The organism is Actinoplanes sp. NPDC048796 (genome assembly GCF_040650035.1).
GTDB lineage: Bacteria > Actinomycetota > Actinomycetes > Mycobacteriales > Micromonosporaceae > Actinoplanes.
The window spans coordinates 308912-326807 of sequence record NZ_JBEZGO010000001.1; the positions used below are offsets into that span (position 1 = coordinate 308912).

Genomic DNA, 17896 nt, shown 5'->3' on the forward strand with positions numbered 1-17896 from the left:
ATCGATGTTCGGACGTCGCGCGCGCCCCCTTCCCGATCTCTGCACCGAGCTGGCCGAAGCCGTGATCCGGCTTGACGAGCGGGCCTCGACCAAGAGTTTCCGTGCCGTCGTCGAGCGGGCACAGCAGTCCTCCACCGAGGATCTGAGCGCCGGGCTGGTCCGGCTCACGCCGGCCCTCGAGCAGGTCGCGCTCGGCAACGGGGGTCAGCTGGCCTCGCTCACCGCGGCCCTGATCGAGATCGGGGCCGATCCGGTGCCGGTTCTCGGTGTGCTGGCCGACCGGGTGGCCGGTGGCCTCGAATTGGCCGCGCAGTTCGGGGCGGTCGCCGGCGAGCTCGGTGAGGTCGCCGCGCCGTCCGGCGCGGCCGAGTACCGGGAGCTGCGTGAACGGGTTGCCCGGGTGTCGGGGCTGGCCGTCGAGGAGGCCGGGGAGATCACGCAGGCGTGGTTCACCGTGAACGCGTGGATTCCCGCCCTGCTGCTGCCGCTGCAGCAGAAGAACGCACGGCTGTCGCTGCCGCACCGGGATCGGCTGACCGCCGCCACCACCGCCATCGGCGGCCGGGTCGAGGACGCGCCCTGGCTGCATGGTCTGCTGCTGGTTCTCGACGACGAGCCGTTGCTGGTGCTGCATCGGGAGACCGGCCGGGCGTACGACCTGAAGATCAGCGGCATCGGCGACAACTTCCAGCTGCACACTCTGCTGGCCGCCACGCTGATCGGGCCGGAACGGCTGCCCGGCACCGCGCCCCAGCCGGCCTGGGTGGCCGCCGCCACGAACGGCGAGATGATGCCCGAGGGCGGCATTCGGGGCCAGTTCAACCTGGCCGACGCCACCGGCGCCTGGATCTGGAACGAGGGCCGCCCGGCCGACATCCCGCTGCTGGGCGATCACCGTGTGGTGGTGCTCGATCCTCCGCCGTACGCCCGAAGCTGGAACCTGGGCCGCGCCTACCCGCTCATGCCCCCGGAGATGGTCGTGACCCGCACCCTGCCCACCGACGAGGCCGCCGAGTGGGCCCGCCGCGTCGCCCCACCCGCCCACTTCGGCGGCAGCAACCCGGCCTGAACCGCACACCGCACCCGCTCACTCCGGCGACAGCGAACCGGCGACAGCGACAGCGAACCGGCGATTAGCGCGCCGTTCGCTCACTTGGGCGGGAGCGCTCCCGCGTAATCGCGCGCCTCGGCCAGCCAAGCGTCGAGTTCCGGGTCGTCGAGGTGGTCGCCGGCGACCAGGATCCAGCCCTTCATCGAGCGGCCGCCGACCTCGAACGGCCGCACGCCGGGGCGGGTCAAGGCGGCCGCGATGCCGTCCGGGCCGAGGCGCACGATCAGCTCGTCGGCGTGCACGCCGACCGTCATGTTGCCGTTCGTGAAGAAGGCCAGCCCGCCGAACATCTTGCGCTCGGTCAGGGCGGGATCGGTGAGGCGGGTGCGGAGGCGCCGGGCCAGGGTTTCGTCGTATGCCATCAGCGGGACCTCTCGAAGTTGCCCTCGAGATGGCCGGGTGTGGGGCGTCCGTGCAGGCGCAGGCGGGCCATGCCACCGTCGGGGTAGATGTCGAGCCGTACGTGGGTGACCGCCGGCGACGGCTCGACGCGGAAGCGATGCGGGGTGTCCGGCGTCAAGGCGACCCTCGGCAGGATCTCCCGCCACTCCGACTCGCCCGACCGGCCGTGCACGGCGGCCCAGCCGGGCGAGTTGCCCTTGAAGTGGGTGGTGTCCAGGTCGGCGAACGAGATCGTCGCCGGTGCGGCCAGGCGGATCTCCACCCAGTCGTTGCCGTCGTCGCGGCGCCGCGATGTCTCCCAGCCGTCGCCCATGTGCAGGGCCGGGCCGGGCATGAGCATCTTCTCGGGGTGGCCGTAGAACGTGTTGCTGCAGTCAGTCACCGCCGCCCCGTAGGCGATCGCGGCCACGTCGAATTCCGGTGGCAGCAGCGACGGGTCGGGAACGGGCGTGCCGTGCACTCGGAGCCGCGCCACTCCCCCGTCCGGATGGATGGTCAGCCGTACGTGGGTGAAGCGCCGCTCGTCCGCCACCGCGAACAGGTTTCGGCTGTCCCCGGTCAGCGGTGATTTGGCAACCAGCGGAATCCATTCCGCTTCCGCCAGCGCGGACGGCGCCGGGTATCCGTCGACCGCCACACCATCGATTGAGGCGTACGGCGGGAAATTGCCCGTGAAGAACGCGGTGTCCACATCGACGCCGCGAACGACGCCGGGCGCGCCCAGCCGCACGATGGCCACGTCGGACCCGGGCTGACGCCGCCGGCGGGTCTCCCACCCGTCGTACACCTGGCCCTTGTGGTCGAAGGTCCGCGGGACGAAGACCGGCGGGGTGGGCAGCACCAGATGGTCGGCCGCGGCGAAGAATTCGTCGTTCGCGTAGACGACGCCCCCGCCGAACGCCCTCGACGCCAGGTCGGGAAGCGCGATGAAATCGTCCATCAAGCGTCCTCTCGGCTCAGGAACATGCCGGCCGGCGCCGACCCGGTGACCGCGTGCCCGCGCAACCACGTCGTGCGGACCACACCTCGCAACGTCTTTCCGGCGTACGGCGTCACCGGGTTTTTGTGGTGCAGCCGGTGGGGCTCGACCACGAACGTCTCCTCGGCGTCGAAGGCCACCAGATCGGCGTCCGCCCCGACCGCTATCCGCCCTTTGTTCCGCAGGCCGACGAGGTCGGCCGGCCGCCGCGCCATCCACTCGGCGACGTCACCGAGCGTGTGACCGCGGGCCTGGGCCTCGGTCCAGATCACCGGCAGCCCGAGCTGCACCGAGGCGATGCCGCCCCAGGCCGCCGCGAAGTCGCCGGTGTCGCGCCGTTTCAGCTCGGGTGTGCACGGCGAGTGGTCGCTGACCACGCAGGTGATCAGCCCGTCGGCCAGGGCCCGCCACAGCAGGCCGGCGTTCGCCGCGTCCCGGATCGGCGGGCAGCACTTGAACTCGGTGGCCCCGTCGGCGATCGCGTCCGCGTCGAGCGTCAGGTAGTGCGGGCAGGTCTCGGCCGTCACCCGTACGCCGTCGGCCTGGGCGGCCGCGATGAGCGGGAGCGCCCCGGCCGCGGAGAGATGCAGGATGTGCACCCGCCCGCCGGTCCGCCGTGCCGCCTCGATCGCCGTCGCCACCGCCGCGTGCTCGGCCTCGGCCGGCCGCGAGCGCAGGAAGTCCCGATACGAGGCGGACGGCGCGAGGGCGGTCAGATGCGCCGGGTCCTCGGCGTGCACCACGAAGAGGGCGTCCGTCGCGGTCAGGGCCTCGGCCAGTTCCTCCCCCGACACCGGCGGGAACTCCGGCACCCCCGAGTCGGCCAGGAAGGCCTTGAACCCGAACACCCCGGCCGCGTGCAGCCCGGGCAGGTCATGCGTGTTGCCGGGGATCTTGCCGCCCCAGAACCCCACGTCGACGTGGGTCTGCCCGCGGGCCGCCTCCTGCTTGACGGCCAGGGCGCCGGCGCTGACCGTCGGGGGCAGGCTGTTCAGCGGCATGTCGACGATGACGGTGACACCGCCGGCGGCCGCCGCCCGGGTGGCCGTGGCGAACCCCTCCCAGGCCGTCCGCCCCGGCTCGTTGACGTGCACGTGCGTGTCGACCAGCCCCGGCAGCAGCGCCGTCTCGCCCAGGTCGGTGTCGATCGCCGTGTCGTACACCTGGTCGTAGTCGTCGACCCCGACGATCCGGCCGCCCTCGACCGCCACCGCCGCCGGCCGCACCCCATGGCTGGTCACGGCCTGCCGGGACCGGAGCACCAGATCGACCATCCGCCGAGCCTACTGGCTCGGTGTCAGGGGATGTAGTCCTCCAGCCGGGCCGGGGTCAGGCCGGCCTTGTGGATGGCGTTGAGGACGGCCAGGTAGTCGTCGACGAAGCGCGGGCGGAAGTGCATCAGGATGATGTCGCCGGGCTGGACCGTCTTGCCCTCCTGGTAGAAGACGACGCCGTGGTCGGTGGTCTCCTTCCAGTAGAAGGCGGCCTTCATGCCGCAGTCCTTGACCACCCGCAGCGTGGTGGCGTCGTGGGTGCCGCCGGGCGGGCGGAACAGGACGGGCCGGCGGCCGTAGTACTCGGCCAGCTGGTCGGCGCCGCCGCAGATCTCGCGCTTCTGGAACGCGTACGACCTGCCCCGGAGGTTGGGGTGGCTGATCGTGTGGTCCTCGATGGTGGCGCCGGCCGCCTGCAGCGGCTTGAAGTAGCCGGGGTTGTCCTTGATCGCGTTGACCTCGAGGAAGAGCGTGATCGGCACGTTCGACGCCTGGAAGAGCTTCAGGGCGAGGGGATGTTTCACCCAGCCGTCGTCGATGGTGATGAAAGCGACCTTCTGGTTCGTCGGGATCCGGCTGAACCAGCCGGCCGCGTCGCCCGGCGGCAGGGTCACCTTGGTCGCGGCGGGCGCGGGCGGGAACCGGGGGATCCGCGCGCGCAGATTCGCCGGCAGGGAGGCCAGGGCGGCTTGATGGACGTCGGGCGCGCTCTCCACCGGAGCGCTCTCGACCGGGGCGCTCTCGACCGGGGCGCTCTCCACCGGGGCGCTGGGGCTCGGGGCGCCGCCCGGCGGGGTCGCGGCCGGGCCGCTGCACCCGGCGACGACCGCCAGCATCGTGCCCACGGCGACCGCCCTGACTGCCTTGCTCATTCGCATGCGTACGTCCTAACCCGCTTCCACTGTCCCGAGCCATGATCGACCCCGCGCGCAACCCCGGAGCACCAGATGCTCGTTATTGCAGCTCATTGGCTCCTACCGCGTTGTCGCGTGCCTAGTCCGCGGCCTAGGGTCGAGGCATGTGGCCGCGGGCTGGGTGGCGGTCTCCGTGCCCGGCAAGTCCTGGCGGAGGACGCGGACGACGCGGGTTCCGGGCGGCGCGAACTCGGGGCCGGGGCGCAGGCCGTCGCCGATCAAACGTCCGGTCGCCGGCCTACCGTCGAGGTCAGGACGATGAGCGTTCTCGATGCCGTCGGCGACACGCCGGCGTGGGGAACGCTTGTCACGCTGACGCCGGGTTCACCAGTTTCGGGTGGGTGGCCGGCGCCGGCGCCGGGACGGCCAGCTCGGCCAGCCGGCGAGGACGCTCGCCCAGCGCCGTACGCGCCGCGCGGAGCAGACGGTCTGCCGGCTCGGGCGGGGTCGCGTCACGATACGCGGTTGCACCGTACTCCTCCGGGAATCGCGGCCCGACCGTCCCATGTGGAGACATCGATCGGCGTCCGCACCAGAGCCAACGTAGCGGATCACCGACCCGCCCCGAAGGGAAGCCTGCCCTAACCGCCCGAACGAGCAACAACGCCGTGGCGCGAGAGTCGCGCTACGGCCCCGAGCGGCAGAAGGCCGCGCCCGACAGGCGGGTTCCCGCTCGTGCGGTTGGCCCACCTGTCGCCGCGTACCTCTAGATCGTGGCCTGGAGGGTGTAGATCTGCGTGCCCGCCACTTCCTCGCCGTTGTCGGGGGCGGCCCACATCGTGATGGTGGAGCCGGTGGCGGCGAGTTTGACGGGATTGCGGGTCAGGACATGGCCGGCGGCGGACCACTGCTGGAACGGGAACTCGTTGACGATGGCGCGGCGGTGCAGGTCGATCAGCGTGATGCCGCCGAGCTCGTAGCCGCCGGTGGCGCCGGGCGCCGCCGGGAGCCCGGTGATGCCGGCGCAGGCCAGCTTGCCGGCGGGGACGTACTGGCAGTCCTGGAAGTCGATCAGGTTGGTCGGGTTGAGCCACGTGGTCAGCTGCCGGCCCTCGCGCGTCCACTCGTAGAACTTGCGCGAGCCCCAGTTGTTGCCGACGTAGCGGCCGGTGGTGGGGTCGTAGACGATGCCTCCGATGTGGTCGCGGACCGTGAACAGGCGGGTGGCCCTCAGGGTCCGGGTGCTGACCTTGTAGATGTCGGCCGAGCTGTTCGGGCGGTACTGCGCGACCGGGACGAGGATGTCGTCGCCGGCGATGTCGATGCCGCCGGGGTGGTAGACGATGTCGTGGCCGAGGATCACATCCTTGATCAGCTTGCCGGCGCGGTCGATCACGAACAGGTGGCCGACGCCCTTGCCGGGAGTGCGGTCGTACCCGTCGACGGGCTCCGGGTACTTCACGGTGGGCTCGATGATCTCGACCGAGCTCAGGTAGAAGCGGTCCTTCGTGACGACCAGGCCCTCGGGGTGGAACGTCGGGAAGTTCAGCTTCAGCGCGGACAGCTGGGTCCACGCGGTGGAACGCGTCACGGCGGCGAGGTCCTTGGCCAGCGCGCTGTCGCCGCGGCCGGGGGTCGCCTGGGCCGAGGCGCCGGCGGAGACCAGGGCGAGGGTCGCGCCGAGAATCAGGGCGAGTTTCTTCATTCGGTCACTATGGATCGCCTCCTTGAACGAGGCTCGTCGATCACGTTAGAGAAAAGAGATCAACTCGGGTCGGGAGAAGCCGGCGTCGGTCAGGGCGCCGCAGTCGAGACCCCGCAGGAGGTACGCGGCCAGGGCGCGCGCGGTCGCGGGCTCGTCGGCGATGCCGCTGTCCTGCCGGTCGACGTAGCGGTGCAACCGGGTGACCGCGGCGTCGCGGCCGTCGCGGAAGAACGCGTACGTGGCGGCGTACCGGGTGGGCAGCTGGGCCGGATGGAGATCCCAGCCCTGGTAGAAGCCGCGTTCGAGGGAACGGCGCACCAGCCGGTGGTGCAGCTCCCAGGCGTGGTGGACCTGGTCGCGGCTGCCCACCGGCAGGACGTTCGTCGAGCCGTCGGAGAGCCGGACCCCGGTCTGCGCGGCCGCGACCTGCATGACGGCCTTGGCGTAGTCGGCCGCCGGATGGTCCATCGCCTGGTAGGCGGCGGCCACCCCGGCGGCCGCGCTGTAGTCGTACGTGCCGTAGTGCAGTCCCGTGCAGCGGCCCTCGGCGGCGGTGATCAGCTGCGCGACAGTGGCCACGCCGTCGGCCGACAGGATGGCGCTGGGCAGCTCGACCTGAATCTCGAAGCCGATCGGCGCCCCGAGCTTGTCGAGCAGTGCCACCATGGCCGCGACCTGGGCCGGGCCGCTCACCTTGGGCAGGGTGACGACGAAGTCGGTGTCCTGATAGGAGTCGAGGAACACCTCGAGCGTGCGCAGCGCCCGGTGGCGGGTCGGCGCCTCGAGCGACTTGATCCGCAGGCCGAGGAAGGGCGGCCGTGGCCCGTCCCGCAAGATCTTGACGGCCCGCCGGACCTCGGCGTCCTCCTGCTCGTCGTCGCGGACGCCGTAACCGTCCTCGAAGTCGACGCGCAGGTCCTCGATCGGCTCCGTGCGCAGCTTGTCCTCGATCTGCTCCTCGCGCCACGGGAAGCCGAACTCGTCCATGGCCTTCAGCGCGCTCGGGCCCCAGTCGCGGAACCCGTCGAGCCGGTCGGCGGGCACGTAGACGGTGTGCACCGGCTGGCGACCGGCGCGCTCGCCCGGATAGCGGCGCGCCAGGTGGGCGTCGTGGTCTTTCAGCCGGGCGTCGAGCTCGGCGTAGTCGTCGCCGGTGAGTCGCATCTCAGTCGATCGAGTCGTAGGCGGCGGTGGTCAGGAAGTCGGCGAAGTCGTCGGCCAGCGCCACCCGCTCGAACAGCTTGCGCGCGTCGTCGAAGCGGCTCGCGGCCCACGCCTCGTCGCCGATCTTCTCGCGGATCGCCGCCAGTTCCTCGTCCTCGACACGGCCCACGAGGTCGGCGGTGATCTCGGTGCCGTCGGGCAGGCGCACGCCGTTGTGGATCCACTGCCACACCTGCGACCGGGAGATCTCGGCGGTGGCCGCGTCCTCCATCAGGTTGTTGATCGCCACCGCGCCGTTGCCGCGCAGCCACGCCTCCAGGTATTGCAGGGCGACCGAGACGTTCGAGCGCAGGCCGGTCTCGGTGACCTGACCCGGGGTGCTCGCGACGTCGAGCAGCTGCTCGGCGGTGACCTGGACGTCGGGACGCTGCTTGGCCAGCTGGTTGGGCCCGTCGCCGAGCACCCGGTCGAAGATCTCCTGGCAGACCGGCACGAGGTCGGGGTGGGCGACCCAGGAGCCGTCGAAGCCGTCGCCGGCCTCACGCTCCTTGTCCTCGCGCACCTTGGCCAGCGCCACCTCGTTGACCTCGGGATCGCGGCGGCTGGGGATGAAGGCCGCCATGCCGCCCATGGCGAAGGCGCCGCGCCGGTGGCACGTGCTGACCAGCAGCTCGGTGTAGGCCCGCATGAACGGCGCGGTCATCGTCACCGAGGCCCGGTCGGGCAGGATCATCGACGGGTCGTCGCGGAAGTACTTGATGATGCTGAACAGGTAGTCCCACCGGCCGGCGTTGAGGCCCGAGATGTGCGGGCGCAACGCGTACAGAATCTCCTCCATCTCGAACGCGGCCGGGATGGTCTCGATCAGCACGGTGGCGCGGATGGTGCCGACCGGGATGCCGAGCGTCTCCTGCGCATACGTGAAGACGTCGTTCCAGAGAGCGGCTTCGGAATGGGACTCCATCTTCGGAAGGTAGAAATACGGCCCGCTGCCGCGCTCGATCAGTTCCTTGGCGTTGTGGAAGAAGTAGAGGCCGAAGTCGACCAGCGCGCCGACCGCCGGCTCGCCGTCGACCGGCAGGTGACGCTCGTCGAGATGCCAGCCCCGGGGCCGCATGACGATCGTCGGGTAGGGGCCGCCGTTCAGCTCGTACGTCTTGGCCTCGGTCTTCAGGGTGATCGTGCGCCGGATCGCGTCGTGCAGGTTCCGCTGGCCGTCGACGACGTTCTGCCAGTGCGGGGTGTTCGCGTCCTCGAGGTCGGCCAGCCAGACCTTGGCCCCGGAGTTGAGCGCGTTGATGGTCATCTTGCGCTCGGTCGGGCCGGTGATCTCGACGCGGCGGTCGCGCAGGTCGGCCGGCGCGGGCGGGGCGCTCCACTCGGCGGCGCGGATGTCGGCCGTCTCCGGAAGAAAACCGAAGCGGCGCTTCTTACGGGCCTCGAGCAGCTCGTTACGACGGGGACGGAACCGCCGGTTCAGATCGGCGACGAACGCCACTGCTTCGTCGGACAGGATCTCGGTCATCGTCGACGGCTCCTCTCGCGGTGCTGGCTTCCTCCGTACGGTAATGGAGAAAAAGGGGCTGTGCCCGGTTGTCCACAGCCCCTTTTGTCCGCCGGTTATGTCAGAAATTGCCGTCCGTGTTGCACTTGGCCTTCTGCACGATGCAGTCCTTGACCCGGTGGCCGAGGGCCGCGTCGTCCCAGGCGAAGAACGCGTCGCCGTGCATCGAGCTGGCGTTGCCGGAGGAGAGCTTGAAGCCGGCGCTGGTGCCCGAGGTCGGGTATCCGATCACGAACGACAGCGACGGGATCGCCACCGGGAACTTGCCGCTGCACTTGCCCTGGCCGTCGGCCGGGCCGACGTGCGACTTGTGGTCGGGGCTGTCCAGGTGCACGCCGTCCCAGCAGTCCGGGAAGGTGAGCTGGAAGGTGAGCTCGGCCGTCTTGGCACAGACCGGCCAGTTGCCGTCGGCGCTGCGGCCGGTCTCGCCGCCGGCGCCGGCGCACCAGAACTGGCCCGGGGCGCCCTTGGGCGTGGCGACCTGGCGCTTCGCGTCGCCCACGATCATCCGGAAGCCCTGCGGGAACGGCACGGTCTTGGTCGGGTCGGGCAGCCGCGAGCCGTAGTAGACGGTGACGCCGTGCGGCTCGATCGCCTTGCCGTTCTCGTACAGGCTCGGGATCCAGTACGCGGACCGGTCCTGCAGCGGCTTGCAGCTGGAGCCGGCGTTCTTGAGCAGCGTGTCGGTGGTGGTGAAGGCGTCGGTCGAGTCGTTGCCCAGGAACGAGTGCATGTGCGAGCCCTTGGGCAGGCCGGGCAGCACGATCGGGTCGTCGGCCAGCGAGTGGCTGACCGTGCAGGAGGCGTTGAACTCCGACACGCGTACCGGGTTGTTGGTGATGGCCTTGGGGGTCATCGCGTTGAAGGCGGCCAGCTGAGCCTTCCACTTGGCCTGGTCCATGGTCACCCAGCCCGCCGTCTGAGCGGGCGGGGTGGTCGCGGGAGCCGTGGTGGGGGCCGTGGTCGGCGTACTCGAAGCCGGGGTGGCTCCGAGGGTGAACCAGTTGATGTTCACGAAGTCGCCGGACTGCTGGCTCTTCATGACCGCGACGAGCTTCTGCTTGCCGGCCGGCGCCTTCACCGTGGCCGTGCGCGTGGCCCACTTCTGCCAGCCGCCGGTCTTGCCGACCGGGATGGTGGTGAGCAGGGTGCCCGTGGCCGAGCCGAGCCGCAGCTCGATCGAGCCGCCGGCCGCGTTGTCGGAGGCGATGCGCGCGGTGATCGTCGAGCCGATGGTGACGTTGTCGTAGCGCAGCCAGTCGCCGTTCGCGAGCCAGCCGACGTTCTTGCCGCCGTCCTTGTCGTCGGTGTTCTGGGTCTGCGCGCCCGACTGGGCCGAGAAGGCCTCGGCCTGGAGGCGGCCGGGCACGACGGTCTCGGCCGCGTTGGCGTTGGCGATGTAGACGCCACTGGCGCCCAGGGTCGCGACGACGGCCGCGCCGAGGACGGTGCGGGTCACGCGGCGCCGGGTACGTGGATTGGGCGGTTCGACGTGCTGGGATTCAGTCCGCATTCTTCGTTCTGCCGTTCCAGGTGATCGTGGGGGGGGGACCGCTTCACCAGGGAGTATGCAGATCGAAGGCGCCTATTTCAAACCATGGAGAAAGACTTCAGAATTGCTATTTCCAACGCCGCAGGTGGCCGCGATATCCATTCTCGATAACATTTTTGCCGGCGAACTTCCTTAAGTCTTTCTTAAGTCTGTACGAGGCGGCGATGCGCTCGGCGAGCCTCCCGCGCCAGGGTCTCCGCGTCACCGTGAACGAGCTCCCCGCGCTCGACGATCGGCCGGCCGCCGACCAGTGACAGCTCGACCGGGGCGGCCGGCCCGAAGACCAGGGCGGCCAGCTTGTCGTCGATGCCGTCGTGCCCGAGACCGTCCAGGCGCCACACGACCAGGTCGGCCAGCTTGCCCACCTCGATCGAGCCGAGATCGTCCTGCCGGCCCAGACACCGGGCGCCGCCCATCGTGCCCAGCCGCAGGGCCTCGCGGGCGTTCAGCGCGCCCGGCCCGCCGCGCAGGCGCGCCGTGTAGAGCGCCTGCCGCAGCTCCTCCCCCAGATGGCCCGCCTCCTGCGAGGCCGAGCCGTCGACGCCCAGGCCGACCGGAACCCGGTGATCAAGCAGTTCGCGCACGCGGGCCGCGCCGGCGCCGAGCCGCGCGTTGGAGCTCGGGCAGTGGGCCACCCCCGTACCCGTACCAGCAAGCCTGGTTATCGCCTTGTCGTCGAGATGCACCCCGTGGGCCAGCCACACGTCGTCGCCGAGCCAGCCGAGGCGTTCCGCGTACTCCACCGGGGTGCAGCCGAACCGCTCGCGGCAGAACTCCTCCTCGTCGTCGGTCTCGGCGAGATGCGTGTGCAGCCGTACGCCCTTGCGGCGGGCCAGCTGCGCCGCCTCGCTCATCAGGCGCTCGGTGACCGAGAACGGCGAGCACGGCGCCACCGCGATCCGCAGCATCGCGTCCGGGGAGGGGTCGTGCCACCGGTCGATCGCCGCCTCGGTGGCGGCCAGCGCCTCGTCGGTCTTCTCGACGACGTTGTCGGGCGGCAGCCCGCCGTCCTTCTGGCTGAGGTCCATCGAGCCGCGGGTCGGGTGGAACCGCACGCCCAGGCGCCGGGCCGCCTCGATCTCGGCCTCGAGCACGTCGCCGCCGTCGCGCGGGAAGACGTAGTGGTGGTCCATCGAGGTGGTGCAGCCGGACAGCGCCAGCCAGCCGAGCCCGGCCCCGGCGGCCGCGCCGACGATGTCGGCGTCGAGCCGGCCCCAGATCGGGTAGAGCGTCCGCAGCCAGCCGAACAGCGTCTCGTCGAGGGCCAGCCCCCGGGTCGCCCATTGGTAGAGGTGGTGATGGGTGTTCACCAGGCCCGGGGTGACCAGGCAGCCCGTGCCGTCGACCCGCGGCAGATCTCCGGCGAAACGGCCGGCGCCGACCGCGGCGATCCGCCCGTCGTCGCCGACCAGGACGTGGCCGTCGGCGTGGTACGTGTCGTGGTCGTCGACCGTGGCGACCGCGACGTTCTCGATGAGGATCACTGGTACCACGCCGTCAGCGCCTCGGGCACGTCGTCGCGCGTCACGGTTCCCTCGATCACCCCGTACGGCCGGTCGCCGGCGATGAAGACCTCGTTGTCGTTCGCCAGGCCGAACGGCGACAGGTCGACCAGGTAGTGATGCTTGTTCGGCAGCACGAGCCGGATCTCGGCGATCTCGTCACGGGTGCGCAGCACGTGACTGCCCATCGAGAAGAGCGTCTGCTGCAGCGAATGGCTGTACGTGTCGACGAAGCCCTTGATCAGCGCGTCCAGCGCGCCGTCGAACGATTTCGCCCAGTCGGCGCCGTCGGACAGATGCCGCCAGCGAGCGTCGACCGCGGTGGCGAGAATGCGGTCGGTGGTCTCGGGCAGCGTGGTGTATTTGTCGCGGACGAAGCCGTGGAACTCCGACGCGGTCGAGTTGAGCAGCGTCAGCCCGGTCACCCCGGAGATCACCTCGGTCTGTTCGACGGTCACGGTCACCACGGCCGTACGGACGTGGTCGCCGCCGCGCCGGAACGAGTGGGGGCCGAGCCGCTCCCAGCCGAACGCCTCCACGCTGACCCGGGCCGCGCGCACCGCCGGCTGCGACGTGACGAAGTGGCGGGCCAGCAGCAGCGCGAACTCCTCCGGCTCGCCGACGCCGTGCTCCTTCGCGAAGGCGTACACCGTGTTCTTCATCGTGTCGGTCGGCAGCACGCCGGAGTTGTCGCCGCTCAGATGGGTCGCGGCGAGATCACCGGAGAGCGCCACGCCGACCGTGAAGTCGATCAGCGAATGCGTCCCGCCGTCACGGGAGACACGGACGAGCCGCGTCTCGGCCTTTCCGTAACGGTTTTCCCCGAGCACGATCGACACGCCCGTCAGCTCCCTCGATAGGTGGTGTAGCCGTAGCGGCTGAGCAGCAGCGGCACGTGGTAGTGCCGCTCCGGGTCACGAACGTGGAAGGCGACCGTGACCTCGGGAAAGAAGCAGTCGTCGCCCAGGTAGGGCTCGACGTAGAAGAAGAGGCGGAAGCCGCCGGCCTGCCACTGGTGCATCGGCACCCGGAACCGGAACCGGCCGTCGTCGTCGGTGCGCCCGTCGGCCAGCTGCTGCCAGCCCTCGGAGTCGCGCCGCTCCAGCCGCACGTAGACGTCGCGGGCCGGCTCGCCGCTCACCGTGTCGAGGATGTGCGTGGAGATCTTGGCGTGGAACTCCGGCTCGGTGCCGTCATGCGAGGGCATCGATCACCCGCTCCAGCCGCAGCAACGCGATCTTGCGAAGCTCGTCGGACACGATCTCCCGCTCGGTCTGCTCGTCGTTGCCGAGCCGCTCCCGGGCCGCGGCCAGGATCTCCGCCTGCGAACGCCCGCTGGCGAAGATCAAGAACACATGACCGAATTTCTCCTCGTACGCCTGGTTGACCCTCGCCAACTCGGCCCGGTCATCGCCCTCGGCGGCGGTGGACTGCTCGATCCGCGACCAGGCGGCCTCCGCCGAATCGCCGGCCGCCCGCTCACCGATGCGCGGATGGGCGGCCAGGCTCGTCAGCACACCCTCCCAGCTCAGGGCGCGCGAGGCGGCGTCGGCCTCGGCCAGGATGGCGGCGCGGTCGCGATAGGGCCGCCGCGCGACGACGGTGGCGCCCCAGGTGGGTGCCGCGCAGCAGGCTGTGAGGCTTTCACCGAGGTGTACGGCCGGCATCGAGTTGAACACCTCGACCGCGTCCATCCGGGCAACCCCTTCCTCTAGATCAGTCAAGCAGCCATCTCGTACGGGTGCAGTCCTTTCCGGTTTCAGGACACCTTGCCAGAGCGGTACGACATTCGGCGAACATGTCGTACCCCTGCGCGAGGATTGGCGGGTGCTGATCGCTGACGACGCCCTGCCCGCCCTGCCGATCCGCCCGGTCCTGCCCCGGGTGCGAGAGTCGCTGTCCGGCGCCGGCGCGGCGGTGCTGGTGTCGCCGCCCGGCACGGGCAAGACGACGCTGGTGCCGCTCGCTCTCGCCGGCGGCGACGGCCGCGTCGTGGTCGCCGAGCCCCGCCGCCTGGCCGCCCGGGCCGCCGCCCGCCGCATGGCGTCCCTGCTCGGCGAGCGCGTCGGCGACCGGGTGGGTTACACGGTCAGAGGCGACAGACAGGTTTCCCGTCGTACGGAGATAGAGGTCGTGACCACGGGAGTCCTGGTGCGCCGCCTCCAGCGCGACCCCGAGCTGGCCGGCACGGCGGCCGTGATCCTCGACGAGTGCCACGAACGCCACCTCGACACCGACCTGGCCCTGGCCTTCCTGATCGAGGTACGGGCGGCTCTCCGCCCCGACCTGGCGGTCCTGGCCACCTCGGCCACCGCCGACGCCCGGCGCCTGTCCGAGATCCTGGGCTCCGAGAGCCTGGGCGGCGCGCCGGTCGTCGAGGCCGAGTCCCCGCTCTACCCGGTCGAGGTCAGCTGGAGCCCGCCGACCACCCCGATCGCGCCCCCGCTGGGCCTGCGCGTCGACCCGCGCCTGCTCGACCACGTGGCGGCCACGGTCCGCCGCGCCCTGACCGAGGCTCCCGGCGACGTGCTCGTCTTCCTTCCCGGCGCCCGCGAGATCGACCAGGTCGCCACCAAGCTCGCCGGCGTCGAAGCCGGGGTCGACGTGATCGCTCTGCACGGGCGCCAGCCCGGCGCGGTGCAGGACGCCGCGCTGCGGCCTGGTCCCCGCCGCCGGATCGTCCTGTCCACGGCCGTCGCCGAGAGCAGCCTGACGGTGCCCGGCGTCCGGGTGGTGGTCGACGCCGGCCTGAGCCGGGTGCCCCGCATGGACCACGCACGCGGCCTCGGCGCCCTGGCCACCGTGCCGGTGTCCCGGGCCGCCGCCGTCCAGCGCGCCGGCCGCGCGGGCCGCGAGGCCCCCGGCCGCGTCTACCGCTGCTGGTCCGAGGCACAGCACGACCGCCTGCCACCCCAGCCCGAACCCGAGATCGCCGCCGCCGACCTGACCGGCTTCGCCCTCGACCTGGCCCTGTGGGGCCACCCCGACGGCACCGGCCTGTCCCTGCCCGACCCACCACCCGCGGGCGCCTTCCAGGCGGCCACGGCAACCCTGCGCGACCTGGACGCCGTCGACGAGACCGGCCGCATAACGCCGCGAGGCCGCGCCCTGGCCGACGCCGGCCTCCACCCGCGCCTGGCCCGAGCCCTGCTCGACGGCGCCCCCATGGTCGGCCCCCGCCGGGCCGCCGAGATCGTCGCCCTCCTCGACGACGACCGCACCACCACCGACGACCTGGTCGCCGCCTGGCGCCGAGCCCGCAACGCCGCCGACCCCACATGGCGCAACGAGGTACGCCGTCTGACGGCCGCCCTGACCCGCACCCCCACCGACGACACGGTCCCCGACGTAACCGACGCCGCCGCCCACACCGACACCGACCTCACCTTCACCAACGCCCACACCGACGCCCACGCCACCCTCACCACCGCCGCCGACCCCGACGCCCACGCCCACGCCGACTTCAACTCCACCTTCACCGCCGCCGACGCCCACGCCGACTCCGACTTCACCGCCGCCGACCCCGACTCGGACCCCGACTCCGACGCCTCCGTCAACGCCGCCGAACCCGACTCCGACGCCGACGCCACCTTCACCGCCGCCGACGACCCCGCCTTCGTCAACGCCCATACCGACTCCGACACGACCGACGCCGCCTTCTTCGAGCCCGGCAAGGCCGGCTCCGCTGCCCTCACCAAGCCCGAGACGACCGACGCCACCCGCCCTCATTCCCACGAAACCGACACAGCTCTTCCGCACCCCGGCGAAAGCGGCACCGGCCTTCCCCACCTCGACGGAACCGATGCCGCCATTCCCCGATCCAGCGACAGGGCACGCGGAGGCAGTTCGCCAATGGAACGCGCCTCGTGGGCGGACGGCGCCTCGCGAACGGAGGACGGCTCGCGGGCGGAAGGGGGCGCGCAGACCAAAAGCGGCCCGCGCGCGGGAAGCGGTTCGCGGGCGGAAAGCAGCCCGCACGCGGAAAGCAGCCCGCACGCGGAAAGCAGCCCGCACGCGGAAAGCAGCTCGCGGGCGGAAAGCGGCCCGGCGGAAGAGCGTCCCGATCGGGCCGGTGTGCCGGTGGGTGCTGAGGGCCCTCGGGAGCGGGCACATGTCGCGGAGGCAGGCAGGCCGATTCGGGTCAGCGAGCCGGAGGGGCGGGTTCGCGGCGGCCGGCGCGCGGGAGGAAGGCAGCCGGGGGCCGGCAGCAAGACCGGGGCCGACAGCAAGACCGGGGCCGACAGCAAGACCGGGGCCGACAGCAAGACCGGGGCCGACAGCAAGACCGGGGCCGACAGCAAGACCGGGGCCGACAGCAAGGCCGGGGGCGGCGGGCGAGATGGGTGGCTGCCCGATGATCTGGCTGCGGGGCTCGTGGTGGGGCTGGCCTATCCGGAGCGGGTCGCGCGGGTTCGGGAAGCGGGTGGGCGGGCCTATCTGATGGCCGGTGGGACCGCTGCCGAGCTGAACCAGGGCACCGGGCTGGCGGGGGTCGCCTGGCTGGCCGTGGCGGCGGCCGATCGGGCGCCGGGGGCTCCTACCGCGCGGATCCGGTCGGCGGCGCCGCTCGACGAGGCGACCGCGGTCGAGGCGGCCGGGACACTTGCGGCCGAGGCCGTCGAGATCGGGTGGGTCGACGGTGATGTCGTGGCGCGGCGGGTGCGGCGGCTCGGGGCGATCACGCTCGTGGAGCGGCGGCTGGCCGATCCCGATCCGGCGCTGGTGCGGGCGGCGCTCGTGGAAGGGCTGCATCGTGCCGGTCTGGGGCTGCTGAGCTGGAGCCGGGCCGCCACTGAACTTCGGGAGAGGCTGGCTTTCGCGTACGCGGCGATGGGCGATCCCTGGCCGGACGTGTCCGATGAGGCTCTTCTCGCGCGGGCCGAGGACTGGCTCGACCTCGGGTCGGCCCGGCGCCGCGCCGATCTCGCCAAGGTCGATGTGGCCGCCGGGCTGCGCCGGCTGCTGCCCTGGTCCGTCGCGGGACGCCTCGACGAGGTGGCACCCGAGCGGCTTCCCGTTCCGAGCGGGTCGCGGGTGCGGATCGACTACTCCGATGTCGAAGCGCCGGTGCTCGCCGTCAAGGTGCAGGAGGCCTTCGGCTGGCGGGACGCTCCCCGCCTGGCCGACGGGCGCGTTCCGGTCCTGCTGCACCTGCTGTCACCGGCCGGCCGGCCGGTTGCCGTCACCCGCGACCTGGCGTCCTTCTGGCAGCAGGGCTATCCCCAGGTGCGGGCCGAGCTCCGCGGCCGCTACCCCCGGCACCCCTGGCCCGAGGACCCGACCACCGCCACGCCGACCCGGCGGGCCAACCCCCGTTCCCGCTGACCGGTTCGATCAAGGCCGGGTGGGCGCTGGTCCGGCTCGAGCGGCTGGCCGGGCACAGAAAAGGAGGTTCCGTGAGTTTCGTCGTCGAGGTGGAGCATCGCTTCCGGGCGGTGCAGGGTCTGGTCTCTCCGGTGCGGGCGCGGCACGGTCTGCCGCTTCTGCCGGCCGGAGGCGGGGTGGAGGTCGTGGTCACGGCCGGAGTGGCGTTCGACGATGAGCAACTGACCGAGCGCGGCTGGTTCTTCGACACCGATGCCGCGGCGATCACCCTCCGAGGACACTGCGCCGAGCTCGAGGCTCGACCGTGGACGGAACTCTTCGCCTTCCGGCCGACCTTCGAATTGGTCGCCCGCCATCTCCACGCCGCTTTGGCCCGGGAGCTCCCGCAGCTGTCTTTCGTGGAGATCCGCGACGTCACCTTCGGTGTGACGACGAGGTACCACCGGCCCCGCGACTGAGGGCCG

Annotated in this window: 15 protein-coding genes; 3 read left to right on the forward strand and 12 right to left on the reverse strand. The window is 71.6% G+C overall.

All coding sequences use genetic code 11. The features are described from left to right. The first annotated feature begins 4 nt into the window (after positions 1–4). Positions 5–1069, forward strand: a complete 1065-nt coding sequence (locus AB0C26_RS01580) for a hypothetical protein (RefSeq protein ID WP_360239779.1) — start codon at positions 5–7, stop codon at positions 1067–1069. An 80-nt stretch (positions 1070–1149) separates the two neighbouring features. On the opposite strand, the gene AB0C26_RS01585 is transcribed toward AB0C26_RS01580, so the two are convergent. From AB0C26_RS01585 to uraD, 12 genes are all read right to left on the reverse strand, one after another. Next, positions 1150–1473 (reverse strand): TfoX/Sxy family protein, encoded by a 324-nt coding sequence (locus AB0C26_RS01585; protein ID WP_360239782.1) that lies wholly within the window; start codon positions 1471–1473, stop codon positions 1150–1152. Further along, on the reverse strand, positions 1473–2453 hold the full coding sequence (alc, locus tag AB0C26_RS01590) for an allantoicase (protein ID WP_360239785.1): 981 nt from the start codon (positions 2451–2453) through the stop codon (positions 1473–1475). The genes AB0C26_RS01585 and alc overlap by 1 nt, the downstream gene beginning before the upstream one ends. Then, on the reverse strand, positions 2453–3766 hold the full coding sequence (gene allB, locus AB0C26_RS01595; protein WP_360239788.1) for an allantoinase AllB: 1314 nt from the start codon (positions 3764–3766) through the stop codon (positions 2453–2455). The genes alc and allB overlap by 1 nt, the downstream gene beginning before the upstream one ends. Before the next feature lie 23 nt (positions 3767–3789). Further along, positions 3790–4644 carry a polysaccharide deacetylase family protein gene (locus AB0C26_RS01600; protein ID WP_360239791.1) on the reverse strand — a complete coding sequence of 285 codons (855 nt, stop codon included), beginning with the start codon at positions 4642–4644 and terminating at the stop codon, positions 3790–3792. A 742-nt stretch (positions 4645–5386) separates the two neighbouring features. Continuing rightward, positions 5387–6325: a DUF6454 family protein gene (locus AB0C26_RS01605; protein ID WP_360239794.1), complete on the reverse strand. Its 939-nt coding sequence runs from the start codon at positions 6323–6325 to the stop codon at positions 5387–5389. 45 nt (positions 6326–6370) lie between these two features. Further along, positions 6371–7489, reverse strand: coding sequence for a DUF6986 family protein (locus AB0C26_RS01610; RefSeq protein WP_360239797.1), 1119 nt, complete (start codon positions 7487–7489; stop codon positions 6371–6373). A gap of 1 nt (position 7490) precedes the next feature. Beyond that, positions 7491–9059, reverse strand: a complete 1569-nt coding sequence (gene aceB, locus AB0C26_RS01615; protein WP_360243445.1) for a malate synthase A — start codon at positions 9057–9059, stop codon at positions 7491–7493. A gap of 55 nt (positions 9060–9114) precedes the next feature. After that, positions 9115–10512: a DUF1996 domain-containing protein gene (locus tag AB0C26_RS01620; protein WP_360239800.1), complete on the reverse strand. Its 1398-nt coding sequence runs from the start codon at positions 10510–10512 to the stop codon at positions 9115–9117. A gap of 236 nt (positions 10513–10748) precedes the next feature. Further along, entirely contained in the window at positions 10749–12089 is a 1341-nt protein-coding gene (locus AB0C26_RS01625) for an 8-oxoguanine deaminase (protein WP_360239803.1), read from the reverse strand. Further along, the gene (gene pucL, locus AB0C26_RS01630; protein WP_360239806.1) at positions 12086–12946 is read right to left on the reverse strand and encodes a factor-independent urate hydroxylase; all 861 of its coding nucleotides are present in this window, start codon (positions 12944–12946) and stop codon (positions 12086–12088) included. Before pucL ends, AB0C26_RS01625 begins: the two co-directional genes overlap by 4 nt. 5 nt (positions 12947–12951) lie before the next feature. Further along, the gene (gene uraH, locus AB0C26_RS01635; RefSeq protein ID WP_360239809.1) at positions 12952–13314 is read right to left on the reverse strand and encodes a hydroxyisourate hydrolase; all 363 of its coding nucleotides are present in this window, start codon (positions 13312–13314) and stop codon (positions 12952–12954) included. Beyond that, positions 13301–13831 carry a 2-oxo-4-hydroxy-4-carboxy-5-ureidoimidazoline decarboxylase gene (uraD, locus tag AB0C26_RS01640; protein ID WP_360239812.1) on the reverse strand — a complete coding sequence of 177 codons (531 nt, stop codon included), beginning with the start codon at positions 13829–13831 and terminating at the stop codon, positions 13301–13303. Before uraD ends, uraH begins: the two co-directional genes overlap by 14 nt. A gap of 103 nt (positions 13832–13934) precedes the next feature. On the opposite strand from uraD, the gene AB0C26_RS01645 reads away from it, so the two are divergent. After that, positions 13935–17432 carry an ATP-dependent helicase C-terminal domain-containing protein gene (locus tag AB0C26_RS01645; RefSeq protein ID WP_360239815.1) on the forward strand — a complete coding sequence of 1166 codons (3498 nt, stop codon included), beginning with the start codon at positions 13935–13937 and terminating at the stop codon, positions 17430–17432. Positions 17433–17503: 71 nt separating this feature from the next. After that, positions 17504–17890 (forward strand): hypothetical protein, encoded by a 387-nt coding sequence (locus tag AB0C26_RS01650; protein ID WP_360239818.1) that lies wholly within the window; start codon positions 17504–17506, stop codon positions 17888–17890. Positions 17891–17896: the final 6 nt, after the last annotated feature.